The organism is Sphingobacterium sp. SYP-B4668 (assembly GCF_027627455.1).
Taxonomy (GTDB): domain Bacteria; phylum Bacteroidota; class Bacteroidia; order Sphingobacteriales; family Sphingobacteriaceae; genus Sphingobacterium.
In genome coordinates this window covers 2860521-2884823 of the sequence record NZ_CP115483.1, presented here as the reverse complement: position 1 = coordinate 2884823, position 24303 = coordinate 2860521, and the positions used below count along the sequence as shown (strand labels likewise).

At 36.5% G+C, this 24303-nt stretch carries 24 protein-coding genes; 9 read left to right on the top strand and 15 right to left on the bottom strand.

What is annotated here, in order from left to right; all coding sequences use genetic code 11:
- Positions 1-48: 48 nt before the first annotated feature.
- From OQ289_RS12030 to OQ289_RS12020, 3 genes are read right to left on the bottom strand one after another with little or no spacing between them, the layout of a single operon-like run.
- Positions 49-1131, bottom strand: coding sequence for a hypothetical protein (locus OQ289_RS12030; RefSeq protein WP_270087104.1), 1083 nt, complete (start codon positions 1129-1131; stop codon positions 49-51).
- Positions 1119-2567, bottom strand: coding sequence for a hypothetical protein (locus OQ289_RS12025; RefSeq protein WP_270087103.1), 1449 nt, complete (start codon positions 2565-2567; stop codon positions 1119-1121). Before OQ289_RS12025 ends, OQ289_RS12030 begins: the two co-directional genes overlap by 13 nt.
- Complete coding sequence (locus OQ289_RS12020; protein ID WP_270087102.1) at positions 2564-4300, bottom strand: tetratricopeptide repeat protein; 1737 nt, start codon at positions 4298-4300, stop codon at positions 2564-2566. The genes OQ289_RS12025 and OQ289_RS12020 overlap by 4 nt, the downstream gene beginning before the upstream one ends.
- A gap of 510 nt (positions 4301-4810) precedes the next feature.
- Between OQ289_RS12020 and OQ289_RS12015 the strand changes: the two genes are divergently transcribed.
- Positions 4811-5245: a hypothetical protein gene (locus OQ289_RS12015; RefSeq protein ID WP_270087101.1), complete on the top strand. Its 435-nt coding sequence runs from the start codon at positions 4811-4813 to the stop codon at positions 5243-5245.
- A gap of 506 nt (positions 5246-5751) precedes the next feature.
- Here the strand turns inward: OQ289_RS12015 and OQ289_RS12010 are convergent.
- Together OQ289_RS12010 and OQ289_RS12005 are read right to left on the bottom strand one after the other, a co-directional pair.
- The gene (locus OQ289_RS12010) at positions 5752-6096 is read right to left on the bottom strand and encodes an immunity 51 family protein (protein ID WP_270087099.1); all 345 of its coding nucleotides are present in this window, start codon (positions 6094-6096) and stop codon (positions 5752-5754) included.
- 32 nt (positions 6097-6128) lie between these two features.
- Positions 6129-6479: a hypothetical protein gene (locus OQ289_RS12005; RefSeq protein WP_270087098.1), complete on the bottom strand. Its 351-nt coding sequence runs from the start codon at positions 6477-6479 to the stop codon at positions 6129-6131.
- Between the two features lie 298 nt (positions 6480-6777).
- Here OQ289_RS12005 and OQ289_RS12000 point away from each other — a divergent pair, with 298 nt between their 5' ends.
- Together OQ289_RS12000 and OQ289_RS11995 are read left to right on the top strand one after the other, a co-directional pair.
- Positions 6778-7410 carry a porin family protein gene (locus tag OQ289_RS12000; RefSeq protein ID WP_270087097.1) on the top strand — a complete coding sequence of 211 codons (633 nt, stop codon included), beginning with the start codon at positions 6778-6780 and terminating at the stop codon, positions 7408-7410.
- 265 nt (positions 7411-7675) lie between these two features.
- Positions 7676-7867, top strand: coding sequence for a hypothetical protein (locus OQ289_RS11995; RefSeq protein ID WP_270087096.1), 192 nt, complete (start codon positions 7676-7678; stop codon positions 7865-7867).
- A gap of 38 nt (positions 7868-7905) precedes the next feature.
- Here OQ289_RS11995 and OQ289_RS11990 read toward each other — a convergent pair whose 3' ends face one another.
- From OQ289_RS11990 to OQ289_RS11980, 3 genes are all read right to left on the bottom strand, one after another.
- A complete protein-coding gene (locus tag OQ289_RS11990) occupies positions 7906-8481 on the bottom strand; it encodes a YdeI/OmpD-associated family protein (RefSeq protein WP_270087095.1) in 576 nt (191 codons plus the stop codon).
- A gap of 2 nt (positions 8482-8483) precedes the next feature.
- Positions 8484-8876, bottom strand: a complete 393-nt coding sequence (locus tag OQ289_RS11985; protein WP_270087094.1) for a RidA family protein — start codon at positions 8874-8876, stop codon at positions 8484-8486.
- Positions 8877-8957: 81 nt separating this feature from the next.
- Complete coding sequence (locus OQ289_RS11980; protein ID WP_270087093.1) at positions 8958-9647, bottom strand: helix-turn-helix transcriptional regulator; 690 nt, start codon at positions 9645-9647, stop codon at positions 8958-8960.
- Between the two features lie 386 nt (positions 9648-10033).
- Here OQ289_RS11980 and OQ289_RS11975 point away from each other — a divergent pair, with 386 nt between their 5' ends.
- From OQ289_RS11975 to OQ289_RS11965, 3 genes are all read left to right on the top strand, one after another.
- Positions 10034-10573 carry a Crp/Fnr family transcriptional regulator gene (locus OQ289_RS11975; RefSeq protein ID WP_270087092.1) on the top strand — a complete coding sequence of 180 codons (540 nt, stop codon included), beginning with the start codon at positions 10034-10036 and terminating at the stop codon, positions 10571-10573.
- Between the two features lie 76 nt (positions 10574-10649).
- Complete coding sequence (locus OQ289_RS11970; protein ID WP_270087091.1) at positions 10650-11240, top strand: NAD(P)H-dependent oxidoreductase; 591 nt, start codon at positions 10650-10652, stop codon at positions 11238-11240.
- A 14-nt stretch (positions 11241-11254) separates the two neighbouring features.
- On the top strand, positions 11255-11731 hold the full coding sequence (locus tag OQ289_RS11965; protein WP_270087090.1) for a DUF4405 domain-containing protein: 477 nt from the start codon (positions 11255-11257) through the stop codon (positions 11729-11731).
- 146 nt (positions 11732-11877) lie between these two features.
- Here OQ289_RS11965 and OQ289_RS11960 read toward each other — a convergent pair whose 3' ends face one another.
- From OQ289_RS11960 to OQ289_RS11950, 3 genes are read right to left on the bottom strand one after another with little or no spacing between them, the layout of a single operon-like run.
- Positions 11878-12318, bottom strand: a complete 441-nt coding sequence (locus OQ289_RS11960; RefSeq protein WP_270087089.1) for a hypothetical protein — start codon at positions 12316-12318, stop codon at positions 11878-11880.
- A complete protein-coding gene (locus OQ289_RS11955; RefSeq protein ID WP_270087088.1) occupies positions 12284-13459 on the bottom strand; it encodes a nucleotidyltransferase domain-containing protein in 1176 nt (391 codons plus the stop codon). The genes OQ289_RS11960 and OQ289_RS11955 overlap by 35 nt, the downstream gene beginning before the upstream one ends.
- A gap of 1 nt (position 13460) precedes the next feature.
- A complete protein-coding gene (locus tag OQ289_RS11950; RefSeq protein ID WP_270087087.1) occupies positions 13461-14222 on the bottom strand; it encodes an SMODS-associated NUDIX domain-containing protein in 762 nt (253 codons plus the stop codon).
- A 161-nt stretch (positions 14223-14383) separates the two neighbouring features.
- Between OQ289_RS11950 and OQ289_RS11945 the strand changes: the two genes are divergently transcribed.
- Genes OQ289_RS11945 through OQ289_RS11935 form a run of 3 tightly spaced genes read left to right on the top strand, consistent with a single transcriptional unit; the run spans position 14384 to position 16137 of the window.
- Entirely contained in the window at positions 14384-14974 is a 591-nt protein-coding gene (locus tag OQ289_RS11945; protein WP_270087086.1) for a hypothetical protein, read from the top strand.
- Position 14975: 1 nt separating this feature from the next.
- Positions 14976-15383, top strand: a complete 408-nt coding sequence (locus OQ289_RS11940; protein WP_270087085.1) for a hypothetical protein — start codon at positions 14976-14978, stop codon at positions 15381-15383.
- On the top strand, positions 15370-16137 hold the full coding sequence (locus OQ289_RS11935) for an ImmA/IrrE family metallo-endopeptidase (protein ID WP_270087084.1): 768 nt from the start codon (positions 15370-15372) through the stop codon (positions 16135-16137). The genes OQ289_RS11940 and OQ289_RS11935 overlap by 14 nt, the downstream gene beginning before the upstream one ends.
- Before the next feature lie 99 nt (positions 16138-16236).
- On the opposite strand, the gene OQ289_RS11930 is transcribed toward OQ289_RS11935, so the two are convergent.
- The 4 genes from OQ289_RS11930 to OQ289_RS11915 all read right to left on the bottom strand — a co-directional run bounded on the left by OQ289_RS11930 (position 16237) and on the right by OQ289_RS11915 (position 24285).
- The gene (locus OQ289_RS11930; protein ID WP_270087083.1) at positions 16237-18606 is read right to left on the bottom strand and encodes a hypothetical protein; all 2370 of its coding nucleotides are present in this window, start codon (positions 18604-18606) and stop codon (positions 16237-16239) included.
- Positions 18606-21263: a hypothetical protein gene (locus tag OQ289_RS11925; protein WP_270087082.1), complete on the bottom strand. Its 2658-nt coding sequence runs from the start codon at positions 21261-21263 to the stop codon at positions 18606-18608. Before OQ289_RS11925 ends, OQ289_RS11930 begins: the two co-directional genes overlap by 1 nt.
- Before the next feature lie 137 nt (positions 21264-21400).
- The gene (locus OQ289_RS11920) at positions 21401-22555 is read right to left on the bottom strand and encodes a PIN-like domain-containing protein (protein WP_270087081.1); all 1155 of its coding nucleotides are present in this window, start codon (positions 22553-22555) and stop codon (positions 21401-21403) included.
- A 20-nt stretch (positions 22556-22575) separates the two neighbouring features.
- Positions 22576-24285: a hypothetical protein gene (locus OQ289_RS11915; protein ID WP_270087080.1), complete on the bottom strand. Its 1710-nt coding sequence runs from the start codon at positions 24283-24285 to the stop codon at positions 22576-22578.
- Between the last annotated feature and the right edge of the window lie 18 nt (positions 24286-24303).

Sequence of the window (24303 nt, the reverse complement as noted above, 5' to 3'; positions counted from 1 at the left end):
ACACGTAATAATCAGATAAAGCTCAATCGTTCAGCCATCCTTTTTCAGCTACATATAAGTCTTTATCAATCCACTTTCAATATATTCTCCTTTAAAAAAATCTTTCAGTTTTTTCCCATTGATCGTTTTGGTCCGGTACCAAAAGTTGACTTTTTCTTTGTTCCATTGTTTATCTGGAAAATATATCAATTTTCCTTTCTTGAAGTAATCCAGGAAATTTCCATTGATGATGCCGACCTTCCAGTTAAATTCGAAATCGCCAATTCCCTCAACGGCATACCAGTCCGAGCCTTTATTCAATACTTTTGGAGATTTAGTAAAAGCAGGATTCACGGACAGTGTCCAAAATCTGTCGATAGGTATTTTTTGGTTCTTTTCAAATCCTATAGTAATGGTCGTATCTTTCATAATACCACCTTTTAGTCTGTATAAACTTCCACCATCTATCAATCCTAATCTTCCGCCGTTTAGACATAATTCTTTAGAGAAGTTTTTACTGCCACTTTGTGTGAAAATTCCAGCAGCATTCGGGATGTAGAATTCTATTGGGCGTCGACCTATATAATAATACTCGGTAAGGGTTTCGTTATCCACCAATCGGTACTTGTTCTTATGTTTGATCACCAGCCTGTAATCGGTCCGTTTCAGGTTCAACTCAGGGTCGAAATCAAATATACCCATAGGGGCATAGATCGAGTAAAAGATATCCTGCGCGCCTCGTCTTAAAAGGGAGTCTAGGGGCAAGAGGTCCATTTCCCTATTCTCAATAGATGTCGTGACATCTTTATATGTAAACGACGTCGTGGTCAATGGTGTGATAGTGACCAGTACATTAACGGGTAGCTCCCTTCCTGTGTTTAAAAAATTTTGGAACCCCTGAAATTCTTTTTTACTATCCCGATAGTCTGGACCTGATTCCCTAAAAAAGAAATTAAAGATGGTTAGGTCCGGAAATCCGACACTATCCGATTCTAGCCCGGCGTAGGTCCTCTTGCAGACAAGGGTTTCATTCAAGGTATCTGCCAACCTGTCCTGATCAAATAGCACATACCTAGTCTGTGCATGGCTTAGTTTTGGTAATACAGTACCAAGCAGGACCAGCAGTATCGAAGATAAAATTATTTTGCACATGATATTTTCTTGTTTTTCAAAGATCCTTGGGGATCTATATTGGTATGTTTCTTTATAAAATCGTCAAATTGGCTTTCCGATATCCCAAACTGGGCTTGAAGCCCTTTAAATAGTGCCTCAATCTCAGTAGCTTGTTCAGTTTTCTGATTGCCTAGCAATTGCCCCGCCTGCCCAAGTCCAAGCATACTGGCCATGACATACTCATCTGCAGTATATCTATTGCCACCCCATGCGGTCAAAATACCTATCATCATCGGAAAAACATGCTTCGACATCATAGTTTGGTGGTCCCTATAATCTCCATGTTCTCCAGCCAGTTTCTGTATTTCCAGTGTTTTCAATGCAGAAGTAAGCCAAAAATCAGTTATACTTTCATCTATGTTTCCAGATGAAATAAGATTATTGGTCTTTAAGTAGTAATTTGAATAGGCATGGATTGCTTCATGTAGAGCTGTGCCAGCAATAATCAAATCGGATGAATTGTTCAATGCATTTGTGTTGAAATAGATTTGAGCGCTTCTATTAGAATTATCGGAGACTGCAGTGACTCCATACACATATCCTTGCGACGGATCCCAAGACAAATCTGTTTTATAACCCCAAGTGAGATTTGGATTACCCGTCCCGTTATCTTCTCCTTTGAATGGTCTTATCACATTATCAAAGCTAGCCAAATTCTCCATATTTTCAATGAATAATACCATACATTCGTAATCTTTAAAGACGTATTTTACATGTGTAGGAGAAGTCGATGTACCACCGCCACTATTGCCACCACCGCTATTACTTCCGCCTGTATCACCTGGATAACCAGGTATCTCTGGAGGATTTTCGCCATCTCCATTATTGTCATCATCATCCTTGTAGCCATTGACGACCACCTCTTCTATTTCAAATCCATCGTTCATATTGCCAGAGCAGCCATTGCAGGCGATCTTACCCTTTATCAAGGAGAGTACACCCTGGCCCTTTTTCTTTATGTACTGCATATTTTTATCCTCGGCATTGTACATGGCAGACTCCAATGGCCGACCGCTTCCCGTATAGATGTTGAGGATGGTATTGTGCTTGAATGGATCGCCAAGATACTCTTTTATAATCCCGAACGGCAGGCCATCCCTGTTTTTTACCAGCCCGATTTCCCTGTAGAACGTATCCCTTGTCGATCTTAAGGGAATTGTGATCACCGAATCACCAGTGGCATTTAAGGTGAACCGATGATTGGTCCAATCGGCCGTTAGAACGGAAAGATCGAGATCCGTCACCTTTTTTGACGCCAGGTTGCCATTGCTCTCGTACCAGGTCTTTGCAAGGTTAAGATATTCCGTAGTTGACTGTTCTTCAATAGCTATTCGGTCATCTTTTTGGCAGGATGTTGCCATCAGGCTAAATAGTAGGATGCAGCTGAAGAGTTTTAGGTAATCGGTAATTTTCATAATCCATTAAATTTAGTTAGGTATTCATTTATTTCATTTTTAATCTGCCGGGTTTCCTCGCTCTCTATCTTCACGGGATAGTTGCTGATGATGCTAGCGAGCCTCACAGCTTTGTGCCTGTCTCCCTGCTCTTTATAAAAATTAAATAGGAGATACTTGGAGGCATATATCTTAGGTACCATGGCCATAGCATGCATATAGTACGATTCAGCATTTTTAGCCTCGTCTAGCTCCTCGTATATAGATCCGATTAATTGATTGATATGGAGGTTGGCATACAGGCCTTTGGCCAAGAGTGCTGTTTCCAGCGCTTGCTCGTAAAGGCCTAAGCTATACAGGTCGGTAGCATATCCATGCACTATCTTTGGGTGATGGTCCAGTTCATGGAACAGGGCACTGGCCCTCTCGACATACAGGCCTTCGTTGTATATGATATACCTGTTCTTTTTTAGGGCTGTCCAAGCTTGTATATCTCTGTACATGGTATAGGAGGAGTATCCTACAGGGGCGAGAATAAGAACAGCACAGACCCATGCATATCTGCTGGCCCCCACAGGTAGCGTGACCGTGAGCGGATCGCCCTTGACCACGGCCGGTAGGGTCAAGACGATGATCAATATCATCGATAAGGTTACGGAAAGGGAGGCGAGAGGATAGGAAAATGAGGCTATCAGCATGAAAGCAGTGATACTGATAAAAGTGGCCGCAGATCCTTTGTAAGATAGCAGTAGTCGCTTATATACGACGTATACCAACATCCCCCAGAGTCCCAGTCCGATAAGGCCTCCCTCTATCAATATCCGTATAGCCTCATTGAACGTACTGTGTACCTGTCCTGCCAAAAGTTGTTCTTTGATAGGTCTGGTTGTTGCGAAGTAAGAGGCTTGCACATCGAGATAGTGGTCGTTGATGTAGTTGTGTCCTTTTCCAATAATGGATGAGCTAAGGTCGATATCATGTAGCGCAATCTTCCAGATGAGCAATCTTCCTTCGATAGGGGCCATATTACGTCCCGCGAGAAAGATTACGACCATTACAGCTGCTACGATCGATAATATGATGTATTTCCTTTTGATTCGTAAGATTATCAAATAGAGGATCGCAGATGTCAAAAGAGCTATAAAGGCCGTCCTCGAGTAGTATAGGATGATACCGGTTATCATACAGGATAATACGATCTTGGCAGGCCTTCCCTTTATGGCGGTGATGATTATCGGGAGTGCTATTGCAAGAAAGATAGCTAGTGTTGTATGGTTCTCCAGTAATCCATATTCTGTATACTGGAACGTGTGGAATATACGTTCGATAAACAGGAGTTGTAGCAGGATACCTCCAGTCAGCAACAGTAGGCTGTAACCCAGGGCCTGCTGCGTGAACAGGTCCCGATTGCTTTTCAGCAGGAAATAACTGAGGCATATCTGGATGATTGGTATAAAAGATTCCTGTGGTCGTCCATGAAAATACGATGATGCCATGGTCCACAGCGCTATCAAAAAGACAAGGCCATCCAGCACATCTATCTGCAGCTCGTTTTTTCTGAATAGGGATCCTATTGCTATTCCCAGTAGTACTATCGTCAGTGAAATAGCTGTCGCTCCGTATCCCTTGGACGATGTCAATAGAAAAGAAGGCCAATGGAGGGTGGTCACCAACACGGCCAATAAACACAGTACCCCGGCCCACTTTTTTAAGCCATCTTGATGCTTGCTATTTGATATTAAATTAATTTCCACTTGCGTTTCTTTTCTTACCTTCCGTTAACGTTAAAGAAATTTTCTAAATCTATAAAGAACAACATGACAATCCTACAACCTCAGGTTGTATTTTAGAATAATTGGTCGCCGGAAGTTCTTGAAACTGATAATTTATGTATTATATCGTCCCGATCTTTCATGGCAAGACAAACCTGCCATAGTCCATAACAATAAATTTTAGTATGGCTCCTTGGGCTCCGTTCATGGTCACTTTATGTGACGTTTTAAGATAAGAGACGATCGAAAACATCATTTGTCCCGAAAAATCTGGATTTAGGCATCTCTCGAAAAGATGTGGTTTAATATTAGATGACTAATTCCCCATTGACACCCACACGTCTAGCAAATGGGTAGAGGATGAGCACGAGGAGAGGGGAGCTACGCATTCTTACATCAGCAACTATGCGGCATACAAACCTCAAACTCATAAGCTAAAAGTATATAGAAAATATTCCAAACATATTGACGAAAAGCTAAATTAACGCCCAGATGAAGAAGATTACTTTAGATTCTCTGAAAGAAAGCTTAGAAATCGATGAGGCATCTAAGGTAGGGCGCTATGGTATTTTCATTGATAGTAGTGATTCCAGGGACGAAAAATACTTTATTAAAGGAAATAGGGAAGGGTTAAACCTGTTTGCTTACCAGTTATTGTGTGCGGCCAATGATTTAGCAAATCAGGAAAAAGAAAATTCATACGAGAGAGTAGAACTTCATCCAAGGGAAAGTGTGTGGATTTATAAGCACTCGGACATTCATATTGAATTTATTGAATCTCCGCAATTAAGCATCACTGAAAATTTAGAACCAGTTAAGGAGACATGGAAAGACTGGGTTGGTAAAATAGGCTGTTTGGTTCTAGTTGGCTTTTTAATCATTTCTCTCATTATTGGAATTATAACTGTTTTTTCTTACTTATCTTGAATTTGATATAATCTTAGGAATCAAATTCAAGATAGCGCTTTTAAAGCCCCTGCTATTTGAGGAATAACATATACAGACGGAGTTACTCGTCCATCTTCGATTCGACCTATAACCTGATAGTTTTTATTGCCAAATAGGGGCTGCCAACCCAGGTTGAGTCATCTCCATCGACGACGTTCTAGCGCCCTTAATTCGATATCTACTTCTGGAAATCAGGAAGTGTAACTCAAACGGTGTCATTGGATAATTTGAAAAGAAAATGGAGCAGTTTCAAAATAGCGTTCGTTTGTTGCGATTTCTCTTTCTCTCTTAGGTTCAAAAGCCCCATGTTTAGGCTTATTTAAATAGCCAAGGCCAGCCTCGGTATGGAAGTGCCGTGCAGAGTAGTCATTTGCTGCGTACCATCCCAGTTTAATTTGCGATACTCGTACTGAGAAAATTTCTCTCTCTATTTAGATACGCTGAATTCTGAATGTTTTGTTTTTTTCCTACGTTCTAACCTTATTTTAATCTAATTCAGCTCTTGAAAACACATCCTGTATTAAAGTTTCGTTTTCGCAGGCTTCTTTGAAGGCGACTATAAAAGCTTTCAGCGCATCGGGATCTGAAGAATAAACACAGAACATAGCTGCTTCAGGATCAAATTTGACTTTATCTGTCAGATCAGTATACCGCTCTTCCAGAAATACTTTTGCTAACGATGTCCAGTCATAACCGTTTCCTTCAAATCCTTCATCTGCTCTTGTTTCGAAAATCTCCGGCTTAAAAGAACCGGCATTCAGACATGCCGACACACTGTTTTTGTGTTCTACCCAAAAGAAGGGTTTGATATTTTCTTTGAAATCTCCCATTGGTATATCCTATTTATTTTTTTCTCTTTTAATTACGGTTTCCAGTATTTTTTTAATCCTTCAAGAATCTTGATTCCGGATTCCTTTATTTCTTCCCGAAATTTGGTCGGTATTTTAGCGCTGTTGCGTTCGTGCCAGGCTAGAAATATGGTGCTGATATTTTCCAGGTCCAGTTTGTATATCCTGTCCTCTGCCACAGAGGGATATCTTTCAGATAATAGCAATAATATATCCAGATGGACCAAAAGCGGCTGCGTTGGTCCTTTGGCATCTTCCATCCATTCGACTATCTGTTCCACCTGTTCTATGCCAAGATTAAAGTACCGTGCAGGTTCCAGGCTTGCCATTTCGTTTCCTTCGGGAAGTTCATTGTGTATTTTCATTCTTTTAGCTTTTAATTTTTATCAATCCTTACTGCTTTTTTTAAAGGCTTCAACAAAATAAGAGCCAAACATATTACACACTAACCCCGTATACAGAACACCACAGTTTTTCGGCTACCGAATGTAAAAATTTATCTTCCTTCGTTATATTCCAGTTGGACATTCCTGACAAAGGGACTTCCATTACGATTGAAGAGAACCCTGCATGCACGAGCAAGCAGTGAAAAAAAGAGATGTTTTTTGATATTGTAAATATTTACAATATTTTAGTGGTTTATTTTATAAACGAATATTAATTATGAAAAAAGTTTTACTTTCTTTGGGTGCCGCATTTTTGTTGGCATCAGGTGTACAGGCACAAGTAAGTTACGGTGTTAAAGCCGGCGTTAATTTGCCCAAACAAGTTGTTAAAATTACGGGCGAAGGCGCTAATGTATCATCATCATCTAAAGCTTCAACAAGTTTTTATGTGTCAGGCTATGCCAATATCTTTGCAGCGGAGAATTTTGCAATTCAACCTGGTCTATCTTTACAAGGTAAGGGTGGGAAAGTTGAGCTTGAAGGCCAGAAGGCAACCTCTAATATCCTATCTTTAGATATTCCGGTTAATGCTGTTTATTACATTCCGACCGGTAATGCGGGGTCTGTATTTTTAGGTGCAGGTCCTTATCTTGGTTTCCATTTGTCTGGTAAAGAAAAAATGGGAGGCGAATCCAATGATATTTCAATAGGTTCAGGCAATGATGATGATTTAAAATTGTTGGATTACGGTTTGAATTTTCAGTTAGGGTATAAATTGGCTAATGGCTTTTTAATTAACGGAGGTTATGGTTTAGGCTTAGCCAACTTGATCAATGATGTTGATATACCTGATTTTAGCGTCAAAGGACATAATAGAGTTCTTTCCTTTGGTGTAGGATTTGAGTTTTAGAATTTCAGAACGGGCAAAATCGAAGGCCGGATTGGAATGCCTAAAGACTTAGCTATTCAGGTTAAGCAATATCATACAGGGGCGTTATAAGCCTTTGTGGCAACCTGTAGAAAATTAAGATAGCCATCCAGCATAACAGGGTGGCTATTGTTTTATTGATGATACAGGCGAAACGCGTGCACCAGCTAGGGGGGCTAAAGCCCTTAATGAAGCATTTGTTGGAGTCGATGATGACCGTTCAATCCATATTTGTAATGTGAAAAAGATGTCTGTGAATTTCACAAGCAATGAAAGCAATTCACAACTTCTTGCTAAGCGCATCATTGTTCTTCGACTTACGCTGCTTCAACATCCACTCCTAAAATTCCTTGACCATTCCTCTATGCGACAGACTCAGGACTATGCCAAGATTGTAAGTGCGGAACTGGATAATGCCGTAGTTAAGTATCTGAATTAGATTTCCATTTATAGAAATTATGTATCATAATCCAAACGTCACAAAAACTGCTTAGGTTTCCTTTTTTTACCTGCACAGGAGGCAATTTCTTCAATACGTTTTTGTCGGGTTTCGGGGAGCTTGGCAAGCACGATCCAGCTTAATAATATTTTACGTGCCGATTTACTTAAACTTTCAAAATAGTCTTTTGCTCCTTCCTGCTTTTTGAACGCTTCCGCTAAGTCGTTTGGAATGATGAGTGCTTCCACTTCATCTAAAATGGTCCATGAGTTATTTTGTTTGGCGATGGCTATGCTTTCGTAGCCAGCAGCTGTCATCAATCCTTTTTCCGTAAGCGTTTGCACTTTTTCTTTGTTGATTTTTGACCACGTGCTTTTGGCTTTTCGTTTACTAAAAAACTGATGCGATATTTCGTGATCTATTTTTACTTTTTTACTGTCTATCCATCCAAAACAAAGTGCTTCATCCACTGCTTCGCTCCAAGTGATGGATTTTTTACCCGATGCTTTGCTGTAAAAAACAAGCCATACAGATTGTTTGGAAAGGTGGTTTTGAGCCAACCAATCTCTCCATTCTGTAGGGCTTGCTGGATAAAATATTTCTATTTCAGACATTGTTATTTAACAACCGTTGCTTCTAGCTCTACGGTTAAGGTAGCAAAAAGTCCTTTAACTTCAAGCAATGTCATCGCTTGTTTGATACCATATTTTTGAATAAATGGTACATAGACATCCATACAAGTAGTGAAAAAATCTTGGGTAGAGGTGGTGTAAATGTTCAGTCTGACAATGTTTTTGCAGTCATAACCAGACTCATTGATGAGTTGTTCCAAATTTTGAATGGTTTGTACCAACTGCGTACGCATATCGGCATTACTCGGTATGCCATTTTCATCAAGGGCTGCCTGTCCCGAGCAGTAAAGCGTTCCGGTTACATTGGTTACTTCTACTGCTTGTGCAGAATTGGTTTGCTCGCCCCATTTCCAAGGGTCAATTGCTCTTTTTTCCATTTTAATTTTGTTTACTTTTTAAAATTATAATGCAAAACTAAATGGCGATTATGACAGCCTTATGTCAGGGGTCTAAAATGATTAGTGAAATTTATCAAAATACTCCTGTAAGGTCATTTTATGGGGTTCAAATGTATCGGTAAGCACTTCCATTTTTTTAATTCTATCTAAGCGAAAAAAGCGAAATTCTTTTCGCAAACGGCAGTAAGCTACCAATAGCCAGTTTTCTGTACTCAATAAAGCAAAAGGTTCAATCAATCGGTTGCTGTTTTCGTTTTGCTCGTTGATATAATCGATTTTTGTAAGTCGAAAATTGGTCAACGCAAATTGTAAATCCGATAAATTATTACTGTTGCGTTCCCGATTGTTGTTTTGATCAAATCGAGTTCTCTCGGTCAACAAATTGACTTTATCTTTTTGATGGTATTTCAATACCGCTTTTATTTTATCAATGGCTTCTGTATAATCTTTAATGAATGAAGTGTCTTTATTTTTTAAGACCAATTGTTCCGCTGTAATGAGTGCATTGGCTTGAGCCTCGGTAAACATCACCGGTGGAACCCGATAACCTTCCATCAATGTGTATCCTTTACCATCTTCCGTAAGAATCGGAACCCCCGCTTGTTCCAATGCTTTGATATCTCGGTAAATCGTGCGAACACTCACCCCAAATTTTTCTGATAATACCGTTGATGTTAACAGCCGATTGGTTTGCAATTGAGTAAGAATTGCAGTAAGTCGTGAAAGCCGTTTGGTATCCTTTTCATTCATAAGTCAAAGATAGATTTTTGTTTTCACGAGCCCAAGCTCCTTCTCTTGTAGAGCATTCCTAAATATCGCTACATAAAAAAGGCAGGATTTCGCCTGCCTCCAGTATTCCAAATCGTTAAAATATCTATTGGAGTGGCAAAAGCCCTACTATTGAAACTTGTGCTCCCAATCCATTGATTTTGTTTGATTTACTTTTGTAGCATGAAGTATGACCGCCACATTAGCATTAAAATGATATTAGTCATATTCACCAATATGCTCTTTTTTGTAAATTTGAGAATTAGGAAAATCTATAGTTACTTTTGTATAAAGCTAAGTTTTATCTGATTGACTCCTTCCAAATCTGAATATCGCTATTAAGTAAACCTAAAAAACAGCATCGCACAATGAAACAAGAATATATTGCGCCAAAAAATTGGGAAATATTCAGACCATACTTCAAAAAAATAGACGTTTCCGCCAAAACCATCCTTTTGCAGGAAGGCGAAATATCCAGGACCATGTATTTCATAGAGAAAGGGTGTTTGCGCACTTGGATTAATAATGATGGAAAAGAGATTACGACCCAATTTTTTTTTGAGGGTGAAAGCGTTTCTTCAATAGAGAGCTTCAGAACAAACAAGACGAGTCTATACAGCATTGAAAGTATAGAACAATGTACATTGCAGACCCTTTCTCAGAAGGATTTTCAGCAGATTATAGAAAGCAATCCTGAAATGAAAAATGACTTTGAAGCCCATTTATTTAAACGTCTTTTCCAAACTCAACAATTTGCTTTTTCCTATCTAAAAAATAATCCCCAGCAACGATACGAAGAATTGATTACACAATTTCCGCACATTGTACAACGTGTACCACAACATTACATTGCTTCCTATTTAGGCATTACATCAGTTTCATTAAGCAGGATAAGAAACAGACAATAAGTTCATTTCTTAACAATTGTTATCGCCGATGCGCTAATCTCTTCTCAATTTTGTACTGTATTTAAACAGAGACAAAATGAGAACAGTAATTGTATTTAACCACCCTTATGAGTTAAGTTACTGCAACGCCATACTTCATGCTGTAACAAAAGGACTAAAAAACGCATATCACGAGGTTGACCTGATGCATCTGGACAATGATGGATTTAATCCCGCAATGTCAAGTGAAGATTTAAAAGCGTTTGTGGCTCACAAACCTATTGATCCTCAGGTTATAGATTATAACCAACGGTTAGAAAAGGCCGATCACCTGATTTTTATTTTCCCGATTTGGTGGGACCAAATGCCTGCCATGACCAAAGGATTTATTGACCGGGTTTTAAGCCCCGGTGTGGTATATGACCATCATCCAAGAGGATTCGGATTAGTACCGCTTCTAAAGAACCTCAAAAGCATCACTATCATCACTACGATGAATAAACCCAAATTACTGTATTCACTGTTTATGGGTAATTTAATCAAGAAAGCAGTGTTAAGAAGTGTGTTTAAAACAATGGGATATAAAAATCTCAACTGGATAAATTTTACATCCGTAAAATCAGTAAGCCAAGAAAAACGGGTAAAATGGCTAGACAACCTTGAAAATAGATTTTCAAAAAATCGCTAAAAATACGATCACTTATGAAATTGAATAGAAATTATATTACCCCTTTCATATCCTTGGTTTTCCTAGTTGTAGGGCTTACCGGGGTGTTGATGTTTTTTCATTTATTTGACGGTTATACAGAAATTGTACACGAGTTCTTAGGTCTGTTCTTCGTTGTTTGCGCTGTTTTTCATATCATATTAAATTGGAAAGCTTTGAAAATCCATTTCAAAAGAGGCGTTTTCATTCCCGCTGGGATAGCAGTAGCGGTCATATCCTTACTATTTATCATTCAGCAACAACTCCATCCTAAAGTTGACACAAAGCTTTTAGACAGAATTATACAAGCACCGATCAATGATGTTTTTAAAGCATTGAATGTCGATTCTTCGAAAGCTGTTAAAAGATTGGAATCAAACGGGATATCCATCGATGGAGCAACAAGACTTGAAGACATTTGGATTAAAAATAACGCCGACCCCGAAGAAGTATTTGACCTGATTATGAAGTAATTAGAAATCATTATCTATTGAGAGTCACACGCGAAACGCCTGCGCCAGCTAGGGGTCTTTTCTTTGATGACCATGTCGTTTGAATAATTAAATATAAAAAACCTTATTGAATTATTCCTCTGACACAGTTTACGTTACAGTCTCAGTTAGTGCTTAATCTCTTTACCTAACCATACCCTATATTTCTTCCATTGATTATAATGTACAAGCCATTCACTAATCCAAGGGATCATTTCGCACAACGAGATATTTTTGTTAGATAATTTGTCAAAAACAGGATGATACAGACACAATGAATTATCGTAATACAGATGGATGTCATCATGATATTTGATGGAATCATCTTGTATGTAGATTCTGTCATATCTAAACTTCTCAAATGGAGAATAGGAGAGTAGGATCTTATATGATTTGCCTCCTATCTGTAATATACCTGTTCCAATGAGCTGTTTGTTCTTTTTATCCAAAATAACTTTTAACCAATTGAAATGTTTTTCAACAAAATGTTTCTGTACAAACAAAAACGTATACCAGTCTTTCTGATGTTTTGCTCTAGTATTTTCCGCCAAAGTTGTGATGGTTTCCATTTTTGTACCCATTTGATGAATTGATGTTACCACTTGGAGAAGTAAACGCTATGCTCGCTGCAATTAAGCCAGATGATTTCGCTAGAGAATTATTGGTGGATTTAGCGAAATTCTGGAACTGTTCGTTTAGAGTTTTTTTGTATACACCTTCTCCAAATAACCTGATATAATCCTCATTACTTGTTTCGAATGAGTTTTTTAGATTCTGCCATCTTTTGTGAAAGTCTTCTATAAAGCTGAAAAAACTCACGTAGTGTTCATTTGTCCACGAATCAGTAAAATCCTCCTCTGGATTTACAGGGTTTAATACCTTGAATTTTTTATTGTATCGTACAGAATCCTGATAGCTGTTCTTTATTTTAGATACGATATGATCCATAGCTTCGAATATAGAGTTTTCTGCGTTATAGAAATGGGCAGCTAAAGTTGTAATTACAATACTTGATACTGGATAATCCTTTTTATCGAAAAAGACATCCCGGTATCTTTTGAGTAATTGTACCACCCTTTGCAATGGTGTTTTTAAATAGGCTTCTTCAGGTAATCTTTCTGTTTCTATTTGAGCTTTCATCAAAACATCTGCATATCTACCAAGCATAGGCTCTTTTACGGAGTTTGCAATACTTAAAAACCAATCAGCAAATCCTTTAGGATTTCCAGAGGACCATCCACGAAGAGCTTTTTCTGGTATCTTAATCCTTTCTTTTTCCGAATAGTCTGGCATACATGCAGGTAAGATATCCATGTGGAAATCGCTTTTATAGTTTAGCCGTACACAACGTTTCTTTTTCTCTAAGATTGTTTTGTAGTAACCATCTTTTTCCAATGCTTTTACAAGAGCGTTATAGATTTCTTCAGGAGAATGTCTATGGTACGCGTCGAATATATGAAGTACCACATCTAGGTCAAAGTCTGCTTTGTTAAAAGGACGTACCGTTGCCCCAATCCTTTTAGAACCCTGTGCATACACCTCGATGACCAATCCGTCAAAAAAATCTTTGTCATTCTTTAAAAGTTCAGCTACAGCATTGTAAGCCGATTCCATCCGATCTAGTCGAGTCTTATCCAGTTGTAGTTCTTGGGCTATCCTGGCCAAAAGCTCTTCTCGTTGAAGAGGATAGTTGTTAAATATATCTAGCATGTTAAAAAGTTTTATTGATTAATAATTTTGTATGTTGACCTATTCTTGCCAGTTGTCTACCATCTCGGACTAAGCGTAACTGTTCTATGTCATCGCAACTTACCACAGCATATCCTTTAGATAAATCCAAGGGCTGTTTCGCGATTTTTCTAAGCGCTTCTTTTTGTTCTTCATTAGGTAGCAACTCAAAGACATCAAAGACAAGGATTTCATAACAGTTGAAATAATCACTCCAAATTAGATTTTTGGAGTATCGGCGTATATGTCGATGGTTGAAATGTGAAAACAAAGAGAAATCCATGATTCCTGTATCTAGCAATTCCTCTTTGAATTCTCTTCTTGGTTCAGTTTCTCTTTCTTGCCCCTTATCGAACCACTTTAAAACATCCAAGACGTTTTTTCCTAATACCGTAAATCGTAAATCTTCATTGCTTGTTTTATCTACGTCTAGTCCGTTCTTTTTATTATCAGGCGCATAACTCCAAGAGTTGAATAGGCTCTCGTCTCCGTAACGCTTGTACGCTCCACCTACTGGTTGTAGTTGGTTTTCTATCCTTCTATTTAACACGACTAGATAATTGTTTGAGTCTGGTATTTTTATTTTATACAATCCACTTATTGAAAACCTTATTTTCATTTTACTAAATTTCCAAATTTTAGTTTTCCAGTACATCTCCAAATACTGGCGATTTTCCCATATCACATTAACTCCTTTTGTGACTACGGTTTTTCCTATTGCTGAAGTAATTCCCATATCTTTCATATTATGTTAAAACCCTTTTGATTTTTTTATTAGTTTGTATTTCCATATTTAGTATCCTATATTTAATTTTTAATTATGTTAACCTCTATAGTATCTATAACCGGAAGTTTTTTCAATTACACCATTGGTGTAAAAAAATATTTTTCGGGTTATTATTAATTATGAAATTAGGCAAGTATTATCATCAGAATCGGGAGAAAACAGATCAACTAAGTGACTGGGAGTGGAAAATTGCTTTAGCAAAATGTAAAGAGCATTTGAAGTGGAGAATGAAGCAGAAGACGTTGTCGGGAGCGCATAGTTCATCTAATTTGGGAATGGATGCTGTGGATCATTATTTAGGTATAGCTTTTGAAAAGATATTGAACGGTGAATGGGAATGGAAAGAGGAGTATAGTCTTGGACAACAAATGATTCGAATAGCCGATAGTACAATAAGTAAAAGTATCCAAAAGACTAAAACTAAGAAAAGTGAGGCCTTACAGGTGTCTTATCTAGATGTAGAACAACATTTTTATGATTTAGCCGAACCGCCAGATGACGAAGAAACCGAAGCCTTTTCAAAGAAAATAAAAAGTATTGAGGAAGCTGTAATTGGTGACATTCAATTAGAATTACTAGTTGAAGCACTGAAGGAAGGAAAAAAGAGAAGTGAAATTGCAGAATTGTTAGAATTGGAAGTTCGACAGTTTGACAAGTTAAGAGAAAAGTTGCTTCGTAAGGTGAAGGAACATAGTGCAAAGAAAGAATAATATGAACTCAAAAAATGCAAAACAGATATTAAGTGATTTATATGGCCTTATGATGGAGATCAACTATCATAGGTCGGATCAGGAAGTATTGAATGAATTACAAGAAAGTCATGACCCAACACTTGATAAGTATTTGATTCAGATTAAACAAATGAAAGCTAGATTGAGAGCATTAGAGAATGAAAGTCGATTCCAAAAAGCTATAGAGTATTTCAAGAGCTTAAAGGGGAAAGGAATAGATGAGATTAAGAAGTCTCTGAGTTTGGAAGATCAAACAACGTTAATTCCTCTGTTTAGAAAGTTCGAAAACTTAACGCAAGAAGATGAGAAGGACATATTGGAAGATAGCGACTTGTTGTACTATATCGAAATACTAAAAGAAAAACTAGATTCTGATGAAGATACCTAAAGATACTGCTATGGGATTGCATAATAGTTTAGGTTGGTTATCTCCAGATGATTTTACTTTAGATGAAATTGCAAATTCCCTAAATATAACAATTAAGGAGAAAAAACTGAATGGTTCAGAGGGGCGAATCTTAATAAAAGGTGATTCAGGAATTATCACTATCGATAGTTCTATAGCTTCAGAAGGGAAACGCAACTTTGTACTTGCGCACGAGATAGGCCACTTTCTAATGCATAAGGATGTCCTTACCTTATTTTCAGATACAGATAAAACTTTGAGTGAATGGTTTAAAAAAGGAAATCACGAAAACGAAGCAAACTACTTTGCGACAGAATTTTTAATGCCTCAAAGTCTATTTACTCAGAAGATTGAAAACAAGAAGCTATCTCTATCTTTAATTGAGGATTTGAGTTCTTACTTTCATACTTCTATTTTAGCTACATTCCTACGGTATATTGACTACGGTAAATATCCGGTTATGATTATCTTTATAGAAAATGGCCTCGTAAAGTGGAAGAAAGCGTCCAAAGATTTTCCGTTCACATGGATTCCTAAGGATTCAAAATTGCCTATTTATACCGTCGCTGGGGACTTGTTTTACAATAAAGTAAACGAGGATGAACCACAGTTAATTGATGCAATAGAATGGTTTAGCGAAGACTCTGAAATTAAATACAAGAAGCAATGGAAACTTTGGGAACAATGTTATAGAGTATCTCCAACAGGAATAATTAGTTGTCTTTGGACTTACTAATTTGACTGTAGAAATAAGGGGATATAGATTAAAAACATTTGTAGTAAATAACCTTTAGCCCCTCAATAGTAGGGTAATTTAGATAAGAAAATATAATTCCTATTTAAAGAAGAACTTTTTACTGTTGTCTTCAAGCATTTTTATTGTATCCAGTGCTGAAGATACAGACTTTTTACCTGCGCCGGTTAAATGGTGAAAAATATTAGCATACTCGTTGAAAATATTTGTAGCAAAAATACCTGTGTCATCTGTGCCTATGACAATTGGAGGTATATGTTCTTTATCGATCGCATGCCATTTCAACCAGTTCCATAGGTGGTAAGCTTTAAAGTTTTGATAGTGACCAATACGAATGTTTGATGTAGGAAGGGCTTCAATAGCTATATTTCTAGCCTGCATGAATTTTAGAACTTTACGCTGAAATATAAGTAAATCAGCATTTGTGAAAATTTCGTTGCTATTGATAGTTATAATTTCCTCATAATAGGGTCTGTTTTTAGAACTATGATATTTTCTAAGAATCTCTTTCGTTTTATCTGGAATTTTTAAATGCTTAATTTCCTGCCACTGCTCTTCGTCAAATACAGTCCTATACTGCGCTTGTTCTCGATCTTTTGCAAACACCAACATTGGTTCATACTTTCTATATAACCAAGATTGTTCGAGATTATCTAAAGAATAATTTTCTTGATAAATTTCTTGTGCAAGTTTTAGTATAGCAGGAACTATTTTCTTGTGAAATGGTCTCGAAGTTATTTCTGTGTCTTTTTTAATTAAGTGATACACAAAAATTAAATTATCTAACCATTCCCCTTTCGTTATCAGGAGTTGTTTACCCATCGATTTAATCCATTGACTAGGTGATAGACCTATGGCAACTGCGTGACCTATTCGGTCACCAGAATGCATGTCAGTAAATATTATAGCCTCGTAAATGGCTCTAATTCCACTGGTTATGTGGTGGAAGTCCTCACCTGCATGATAAGTAAAATGATTAAATGAACGCCTTAAAAGTCTAAATGAAGGCGCAAACACCTCTGGTGGTGCGTCAAATTCACTAGAAGCAGCATCTATGCCAGTTACTAATTTTTTGTATTTTTTATATTTTCTGGTTAAAAGGGATAATACTATAGCACGATTCATTAAATCAATGCGGAGTTTTTTATGGCGGATGTTATTATCTGGGTTTTTCCCCTCTGATTTTTTTATGAAGTGAGCAACTAGTTTGAAATCAGGGCTTTTAATGCCTTTTTTTCTATCCGAAGAAACCATGATATCCCAAGCATTCACAACTGAATTTAACATTGTGGAAAGCTTCTCTTCAGTATCTTTGGGAGAAAATCGCCCCTCTAATAGAGAGAGGTGTCCTAACTTATTTCCCCTTATCTGGTGAAATCTATCTTCGTACTTACGTTCAGTATATTCTCTTAAGCCACTTAAGGTTATTTTTTGAAATTGTTCAAACCCATTTTGATGTCGTTGTTGAACGAGTAGGCGGTTACATAACCCGAGAATAAGCAAATAGAAATGAAATAATTCCGAAACTCCATTATTCGGATTATCTGATATGTAATCCATAACTCGGACATACATTAAAGCTTCAACAGCTATAGGACTTATTTCATTCTTTTCCTGTATAATTAAATTTAAGAAAGGGTTATTGGAATTATCACCTGGAATTGAGGAAGAATTGTCAGTTAAATTTCTTAGGACGTTTTTTAGAGAACCGTGTACCGAATCTGGATTTTTTATTACTATAATTTTATAAAGTAGGTGTCTTATTCGACGTGCTCCAGTCAGTAAGTTTCGAAATTTCAATGGTATAAAAAGTGATGTTTCTTGTTCAAGTAGTTCCCTTACTTTTTCGCTCTTCCAGCCTTCGGTAAGTTCATTATAAATTTTGTCTGGAAATTGTAGATAATCTTGCCAAATAACATCTACTTCAGTAGCTCCATTTAAGTGCATATGCAAATCGTGAAATCCTTTGTTTTTTACACAAAAATCTTGCAAAGGGCCTATATCAGGAGAAGGCAATGCCGTATGCCTAAAATTTAATAGTATACACTGATCGTAAAAGGATTGAACATCAACCGGATTGTTCCACTTAACTCTATTTTGTTTCCAAATAAATGTAGATTGCAGTAACAATGGCGTAATTTCTGTAATCAGATCTTGCCAATGATGTTGAGCATTTGGTATAACGAATAATCTTCCATTGTCGCTATCAAGTATGTTTTCAGAAAGTTCAGAAAGACCAATTGTTAAAACGTCAGCAAGATTTTTTAAATCTTTAAAAGATTTCTCTACTAATAACCTATAGTGATGATCAGGAATGTGCGTATTTTCACCTCGTTCTAATGCGAACAGTCTGCGCTTGATATCTACTAGTGTTACTACATCTCCGGTAGCGTACTGTGATAGTGATTCATTATCGCCAAGTACATGTCTAATTATAGTTTGTTTGTTCACTAGTCTATATCTTGAGAAAAGTAGTATTCTAAAACTTTAGACATCTTTTCGTAGGTCATTTTTTCAGTAGGGTATTTGTATTGAAACTCTCTTAAGACATGCCTTAAGTACGATTCGTCCTCACTAAATTCTAACTCGAAGTTAGTAAAAGGAGATTCTAAAGATTGTAGTTGACTAATAATCGTATCATAATTTCTAGGTTTTTTTAAATGATACTTGGGTGATATAGTTGAAAGTTCATTGTATACAGAAAAATGAGAGTATTTAAATGAATAGTAGTTGTTATTATATTCGTTTATTAAGTTTATCAGTTGTGAGTCTGGGTTAAGGTAAGAGAGCAAAATAGGGCAACTAAAAATCCATTTAGAAAACCTTAGATGTTCCATACTTATATGATCTAGTTTACGTAAATTCTGAATTAGAATATCATCAGACATCCTTGTGTTATTCAGATTTATATCGGGTCTTGGTATGTGTTCTCGTACATCCTCTATTAGAACGGCATTTAAAAAAGCTGCAGTAAGAGCGTGCATTACTGGACCTAGTTTTTCATTTCTTTGTCCATTCTGTATTACATCCGCAGCAAAGAAGAAGCGGGTTGAGATTTTACCTAAAAGATGCGGGGGGATGGGGATTTGAGGGAAAACTTCAATCCAGTTGTGAAGGTGTTCTTCTAAGATGCCATATTCTGAAGTATTAGATGCTTCTTCGCCTATTTCAATAATTGATTCGTCTCCTTCGTTGGATTGACCATCGGACTGGCGGAAATCTGGCATTGGATAACTTCTTAGTTGAGATAATTCAGAGATACCTCTAAAAATGTCATTGTGCTGTACTTTACGTATAAACTCAGCAATAGTGGCTAGCAGTACATGAAAGGAATATATCACAGTCCCTCCTTGTTGCAATGAATGTTGACTGATAGTAAGAGGTAAATAAATCAATGCTTTTTTGAGTGGATTAGTATGTTCTGCTACATAATCAATCCGATTTTCCCGTTGAGATAAACCTTTTCTTGATAGCCCTGCTAATCCCCGAAGTGGAATCATACCAGCCCATGGTCGATCTTTGTTTCCTTGTAGTGCGCGTACAGCTGTCATGTATGATGTAACCATACCAATATTATCCTTAATGACTCGATCTTGAAGAATACCAGAATGTTTGCACAACCCTTCAATTGATGGGACGGTACCAATATCTTCACCTATACCTTCTTCTCGTTGATAGCCAATGCTACTTAGGAGATTTCTTAGGTAACCAATCCGGACAAAATAATCAAATATTAAGGCAGGGTCATGTTCTGTTGTTTTACTAAATAGGAAAGATAGTGCTGTTAATGTGCTATTTAGCGCGAGTTTTGAGGTTGTAGGTTGCAATTGATTTGTTTCGGAAAGAATTTTCTCACGTAAAAGTAATTCCAATAGAGTGATATTTAGCTGTTGAGAAGAACCAGTGATACGTTCAATATCAATGCGCATTTCGTAGAGATCACTAATAAATGGATCTAAGATATTCAGAATTTCTTTATTTTTCCTATCTAAGTTGGATTCAAAAAAACGAATTTGTAACCTTAAAGGTGATGTAAGAAGAAAGACCTTAAACATTTCTGCTTGATAGCTATTATAGATGCCGTACCCTTTAAGAATCTCATCGTATAGACTCTTTATTTCTGATCCTCTGCCATATTCATCAACAATCTCAATATTTATCTCCGGACGAACGCGAATTTTCTCGTGAAGGTTTGTCAAATGTGTTCTACGAATAGGTTTCATTACTTTTTGGAGATATTGACTTTCTGTTTCTGTTATCAATTCTCGTAGGTGATCTAAACGTGCAGTATTTCTTCCTTCCTCTCTAACGAGAACCTCTCCAAAATTATTCCATTGACTTTTCCTTACAGCAAGAGAATAAAGCCGCATATCGCCACTAAGAATGGTAATTATTTGTTTTGAAACAAAATACTTACGTAGTAATTCTAGGACAGGCCACCCTTTCTTGAAATCAATATCAATATCATCAAACGCAATTATAAATGCTTTTTTGTCTAATATAGTAAGTGCTAATCTAATAAACTCAGTGAAGTTTTTCTCTAAATCGCGTGCAGCAGTCACTGAGCGTAATCCTCGTTGCATAATGTATTCAGGATCTTGCCATGTAGTATCAGTTAGGGTACCACCTATTCCATCAACATGGGGTAGACCATGAGCGAGTTTTTCCATTGAGTCCCGCCATTCTTCGTAAACCGATTGAATTTTAGTTGAATGTCCAATCTCTCTCTGGTCGATAACGTTTTCAACTCTATTTTTTATTACTGAAAGAACGTCTAAAAATATATGCCCTTTTTCTTCAATCAGAGTTGGATCGATAATTTCCAGAACTTCGACATCTGTATTGTTTTTATCAAACCAGGTAAGTATACTTAATATAAAACTGGTTTTTCCACTGCCTCTAGTTCCTAATATAGTAATTGTATCGTGCCGTCTATTACGATCTATGCGTCCTGTGCTCACAGGAGGATTCTTGGCTGATTCTATGTCGTTTTCAATCCATTTACGAACTCTATCAAATTCAATCTTATGGATCAATTCACCTTCAGTAAATGCACTTGCATCGGTGCTATAATTAATACGTAGTCTAATAGTATTATTTTCGTTCATTAGTTGATACTGTAGTTTTCAATAAATTAAACCTATGGTCTGATTTATTTATAGTCGATATTAATAAGAGGATTCTTTCAATTTTATAAATGCTCAATAAAAGCTGTAATTTGTAGTTTATTGATAGTATTCCATTTTTAGATAAACAGTTGTATAAAAACTTCATTCCAATTAACATAATCCCAGTCTATTGATGATTTGATATTACTAATACACCATTTTTTAAGCTCATTAAGGTCTACTTCCCCAGGATCTATTTCCCATTTACAAATTGTTGACTCTAGAAAATGAAGTTGATGCCCATTAACGACCAACCATTCTATTGTTTTTTCTGTTTCATCTTTGTTTAGCCGTAGATCGATACTCTTTGCGAGATTTTTATAGTTCGAGAAGTTTGAGAAATTAAATTTTGTAGAGTAAAGTATTTCAGTAAGTGTTTTGATGTCAGATATGTAGATTTGCCCCGAAGTGTAATCGAAGTATTCTTTACTCAACCAGGGGTGAAGTTCGAAAAATTTCTTACTACCATTGTTATGCTGTTCTTTATCATCTATTATTATTTTATTCGGATTAAATACCCAATCCTTTTTTAGATCTAAAGAGAGGAACAGTGCTTTAGTTGGACTTCGCCTTTTTGAAGTTAATAAGATGTCCCTCCATATTAGAACATCGCCATACTTGTTGGAAGTTTTATTACTATCCTCAAATCCTGGAGGGATAAGATTTCTAAATCGAAATTCGAAATCGGATATATTAGCCATTAATTCGTCTAATTTTGTGTCACTTTTACCTTTGTTAATGAGTCTTTCTACATACTTTTGTCTATCCTCAAGCTTGAAGTTACTTTTTTCTGTAAGGATTTTTATTTTTGAACCTAATGAGTTGACCTCAGTTATCATTTGGTCAATGAAATCTTTTTTGTTTACGTAACCATTTTTCTTTGAAGTTTGATTATCAATCACCAATCTCGCTGTATCAGTTAAGAATTTAAGGTTGTTTTCTAATTCTTTCAAACGCTTTTTATAGGGAGAAAAAACTAATTCTGAGTTTGTACTTATTAGGCTATTATATTCTTGAATCACCCAGATGGGAATTACTAAGGAATTACACGAGATTAATGAGTTGAACCATTTAGTTAATTCAAGAAATGAATCTTGATCCAGGCGAAGTGTCCAAATGAGAATATTTGTGTCAATGAAGACTAATTCATGACCAGTGTTGCGCTCAATAATTATATCAGCTAAATTATTATAGTACTGATCTACGTCTGAAACTTGTGAAATCACTTTCATGGCAAAATGTTCTTTTCGTATTACTTTGATTTTAAATAGAGATCAACATTTTTAGGTAATGGACCATCTAGCTTTAAACCTATTTCTCCCGAAGTAACTTCTTCCACATTGCTACCATTCAATTGTATAGAGATAATCTTATACTGTTCGAATTTTCCGTTCTTCAAAATGACTAGATAATCCCCTTTTTTAATTGTCGTATTCTCCTGTAATTCGATTACAACAACTGTGTTTTCTTTATAGTATTCTTTAGGTTTATTAAGTTGGATCCAAGAATCTGGGATAAAGTCAATGTATCCTGTTTTTTCAAATTCAAGTCTCGCTTCTTCTTTGGAAATTATCCCGTCTTCAATGGCAAAGTATAGATTAAAGAGTTGCCATGTTGTAATCAGACCTCTGGAATCGTATTCTGCATCGCTTATTTGGTGCGGAGTAAAAGGTGGATTTTGTCTTTTTTCAGCAGGAAGGTGTCTTTGATGATTAACAATGTAGTGTGCCATAACATCAAATTTTTTTCTTTGTGATTGACGTCTTGCTTTTATTTTGCCGACTTGGGAACATTCGTCATCTTTAGACGTTCCGCCTATACCTTTAGTTTCTATTAGAATTATCCCATTCTCATTTTCAATTAATACATCTTCTTCTTTTAGTTTACGTCCTTCTATGGTATCGGCATCCATGACATTAGAGAAACCTAACCATTTTAAAAAGACTACTAAAGCGTGAACTAATTTATCATCAGTTTCAGTAATGAGGTCTTGTAAGAAGGTGTATTTCGATTGATTACTAACGATCTCATCATCCTTGTCATCAAGAGCTTTTTCAAACTTTTCCTTAAGTAGTTCCCTTTCTTTTAGTAACTTTTCTTGATTAGGCAAAGAGTATCTACTTTCATTCAACCAGTTTTTTTTTACAATTCCTGGAAATAAGTTAGGAAGATAGGTTGGGGCTATTTGTGTAATAAACTCTTCTAAAAAAGCCCCTTTATTCTCTATATCAGGAAAAAAAAATACTCCAGAATTATCTTGAAGATGGTAATAGCTTACTAACTCTCCATTATTAGTATGTACAAGTGGTACGTAAGAGGGGTCAAGTGTGTATTGATCTTTAACATATGTTTTTGGAGCTCTAAATGTAGCATGATAGGTAATTGTATCATTATATTTAGAAAGAAATCTGTGCATAACTCTATCGGAAGTGGAAATTTGAACTCTCCTCCCTGTCTGTTTCTTAACCTCGGGGATACTATCTATAAAACTGTATAAATCATATTGTGCTTTCGGCAGATCATTAAAGTGATAAGTGGTGTTTTTAGGCTCTCCACAGAAACATATAATTAAAAAACCGTTACTTAAGTTGTTTTTAAGTTTAGCTTCTAGCATCATTAACGAAAATGCACGAGGATCAAAAATGTTTTGAGGATGATGACAAACTATATGAAGATCAGACGTGGAATCAATTACCTTTCTTTGATGGTCTGAAAAATTGTAATCGACAGTCTCAGTGTTAATCAAATCTAATATTGCAATTTCATATTCATGGAAATTGCTTGGGTATTTTAAATTAGGAAGGCATTGTACAGTACTGCTATACATGCGGTATTCTAAATTAGTAATTTGCCCAAGACTACCGTTAAAAACATCTATATTTTTATGTTTCAGGAAATTTATGGTATCCTTATCTAAACTGAAACCACAAATTTGTGTTTCACTTAATTGATTTAAACTCATTTTTAAGCTGTGTTATGA

Bases quoted from the DNA above. Each gene is read 5' to 3' on its own strand.
- OQ289_RS12030 (WP_270087104.1), bottom strand. From the start codon at position 1,131: ATGTGCAAAATAATTTTATCTTCGATACTGCTGGTCCTGCTTGGTACT.
- OQ289_RS12025 (WP_270087103.1), bottom strand. From the start codon at position 2,567: ATGAAAATTACCGATTACCTAAAACTCTTCAGCTGCATCCTACTATTT.
- OQ289_RS12015 (WP_270087101.1), top strand. From the start codon at position 4,811: ATGAAGAAGATTACTTTAGATTCTCTGAAAGAAAGCTTAGAAATCGAT.
- OQ289_RS12010 (WP_270087099.1), bottom strand. From the start codon at position 6,096: ATGGGAGATTTCAAAGAAAATATCAAACCCTTCTTTTGGGTAGAACAC.
- OQ289_RS12005 (WP_270087098.1), bottom strand. From the start codon at position 6,479: ATGAAAATACACAATGAACTTCCCGAAGGAAACGAAATGGCAAGCCTG.
- OQ289_RS12000 (WP_270087097.1), top strand. From the start codon at position 6,778: ATGAAAAAAGTTTTACTTTCTTTGGGTGCCGCATTTTTGTTGGCATCA.
- OQ289_RS11995 (WP_270087096.1), top strand. From the start codon at position 7,676: ATGTCTGTGAATTTCACAAGCAATGAAAGCAATTCACAACTTCTTGCT.
- OQ289_RS11990 (WP_270087095.1), bottom strand. From the start codon at position 8,481: ATGTCTGAAATAGAAATATTTTATCCAGCAAGCCCTACAGAATGGAGA.
- OQ289_RS11985 (WP_270087094.1), bottom strand. From the start codon at position 8,876: ATGGAAAAAAGAGCAATTGACCCTTGGAAATGGGGCGAGCAAACCAAT.
- OQ289_RS11980 (WP_270087093.1), bottom strand. From the start codon at position 9,647: ATGAATGAAAAGGATACCAAACGGCTTTCACGACTTACTGCAATTCTT.
- OQ289_RS11975 (WP_270087092.1), top strand. From the start codon at position 10,034: ATGAAACAAGAATATATTGCGCCAAAAAATTGGGAAATATTCAGACCA.
- OQ289_RS11970 (WP_270087091.1), top strand. From the start codon at position 10,650: ATGAGAACAGTAATTGTATTTAACCACCCTTATGAGTTAAGTTACTGC.
- OQ289_RS11965 (WP_270087090.1), top strand. From the start codon at position 11,255: ATGAAATTGAATAGAAATTATATTACCCCTTTCATATCCTTGGTTTTC.
- OQ289_RS11960 (WP_270087089.1), bottom strand. From the start codon at position 12,318: ATGGAAACCATCACAACTTTGGCGGAAAATACTAGAGCAAAACATCAG.
- OQ289_RS11955 (WP_270087088.1), bottom strand. From the start codon at position 13,459: ATGCTAGATATATTTAACAACTATCCTCTTCAACGAGAAGAGCTTTTG.
- OQ289_RS11950 (WP_270087087.1), bottom strand. From the start codon at position 14,222: ATGAAAGATATGGGAATTACTTCAGCAATAGGAAAAACCGTAGTCACA.
- OQ289_RS11945 (WP_270087086.1), top strand. From the start codon at position 14,384: ATGAAATTAGGCAAGTATTATCATCAGAATCGGGAGAAAACAGATCAA.
- OQ289_RS11940 (WP_270087085.1), top strand. From the start codon at position 14,976: ATGAACTCAAAAAATGCAAAACAGATATTAAGTGATTTATATGGCCTT.
- OQ289_RS11935 (WP_270087084.1), top strand. From the start codon at position 15,370: ATGAAGATACCTAAAGATACTGCTATGGGATTGCATAATAGTTTAGGT.
- OQ289_RS11925 (WP_270087082.1), bottom strand. From the start codon at position 21,263: ATGAACGAAAATAATACTATTAGACTACGTATTAATTATAGCACCGAT.
- OQ289_RS11920 (WP_270087081.1), bottom strand. From the start codon at position 22,555: ATGAAAGTGATTTCACAAGTTTCAGACGTAGATCAGTACTATAATAAT.
- OQ289_RS11915 (WP_270087080.1), bottom strand. From the start codon at position 24,285: ATGAGTTTAAATCAATTAAGTGAAACACAAATTTGTGGTTTCAGTTTA.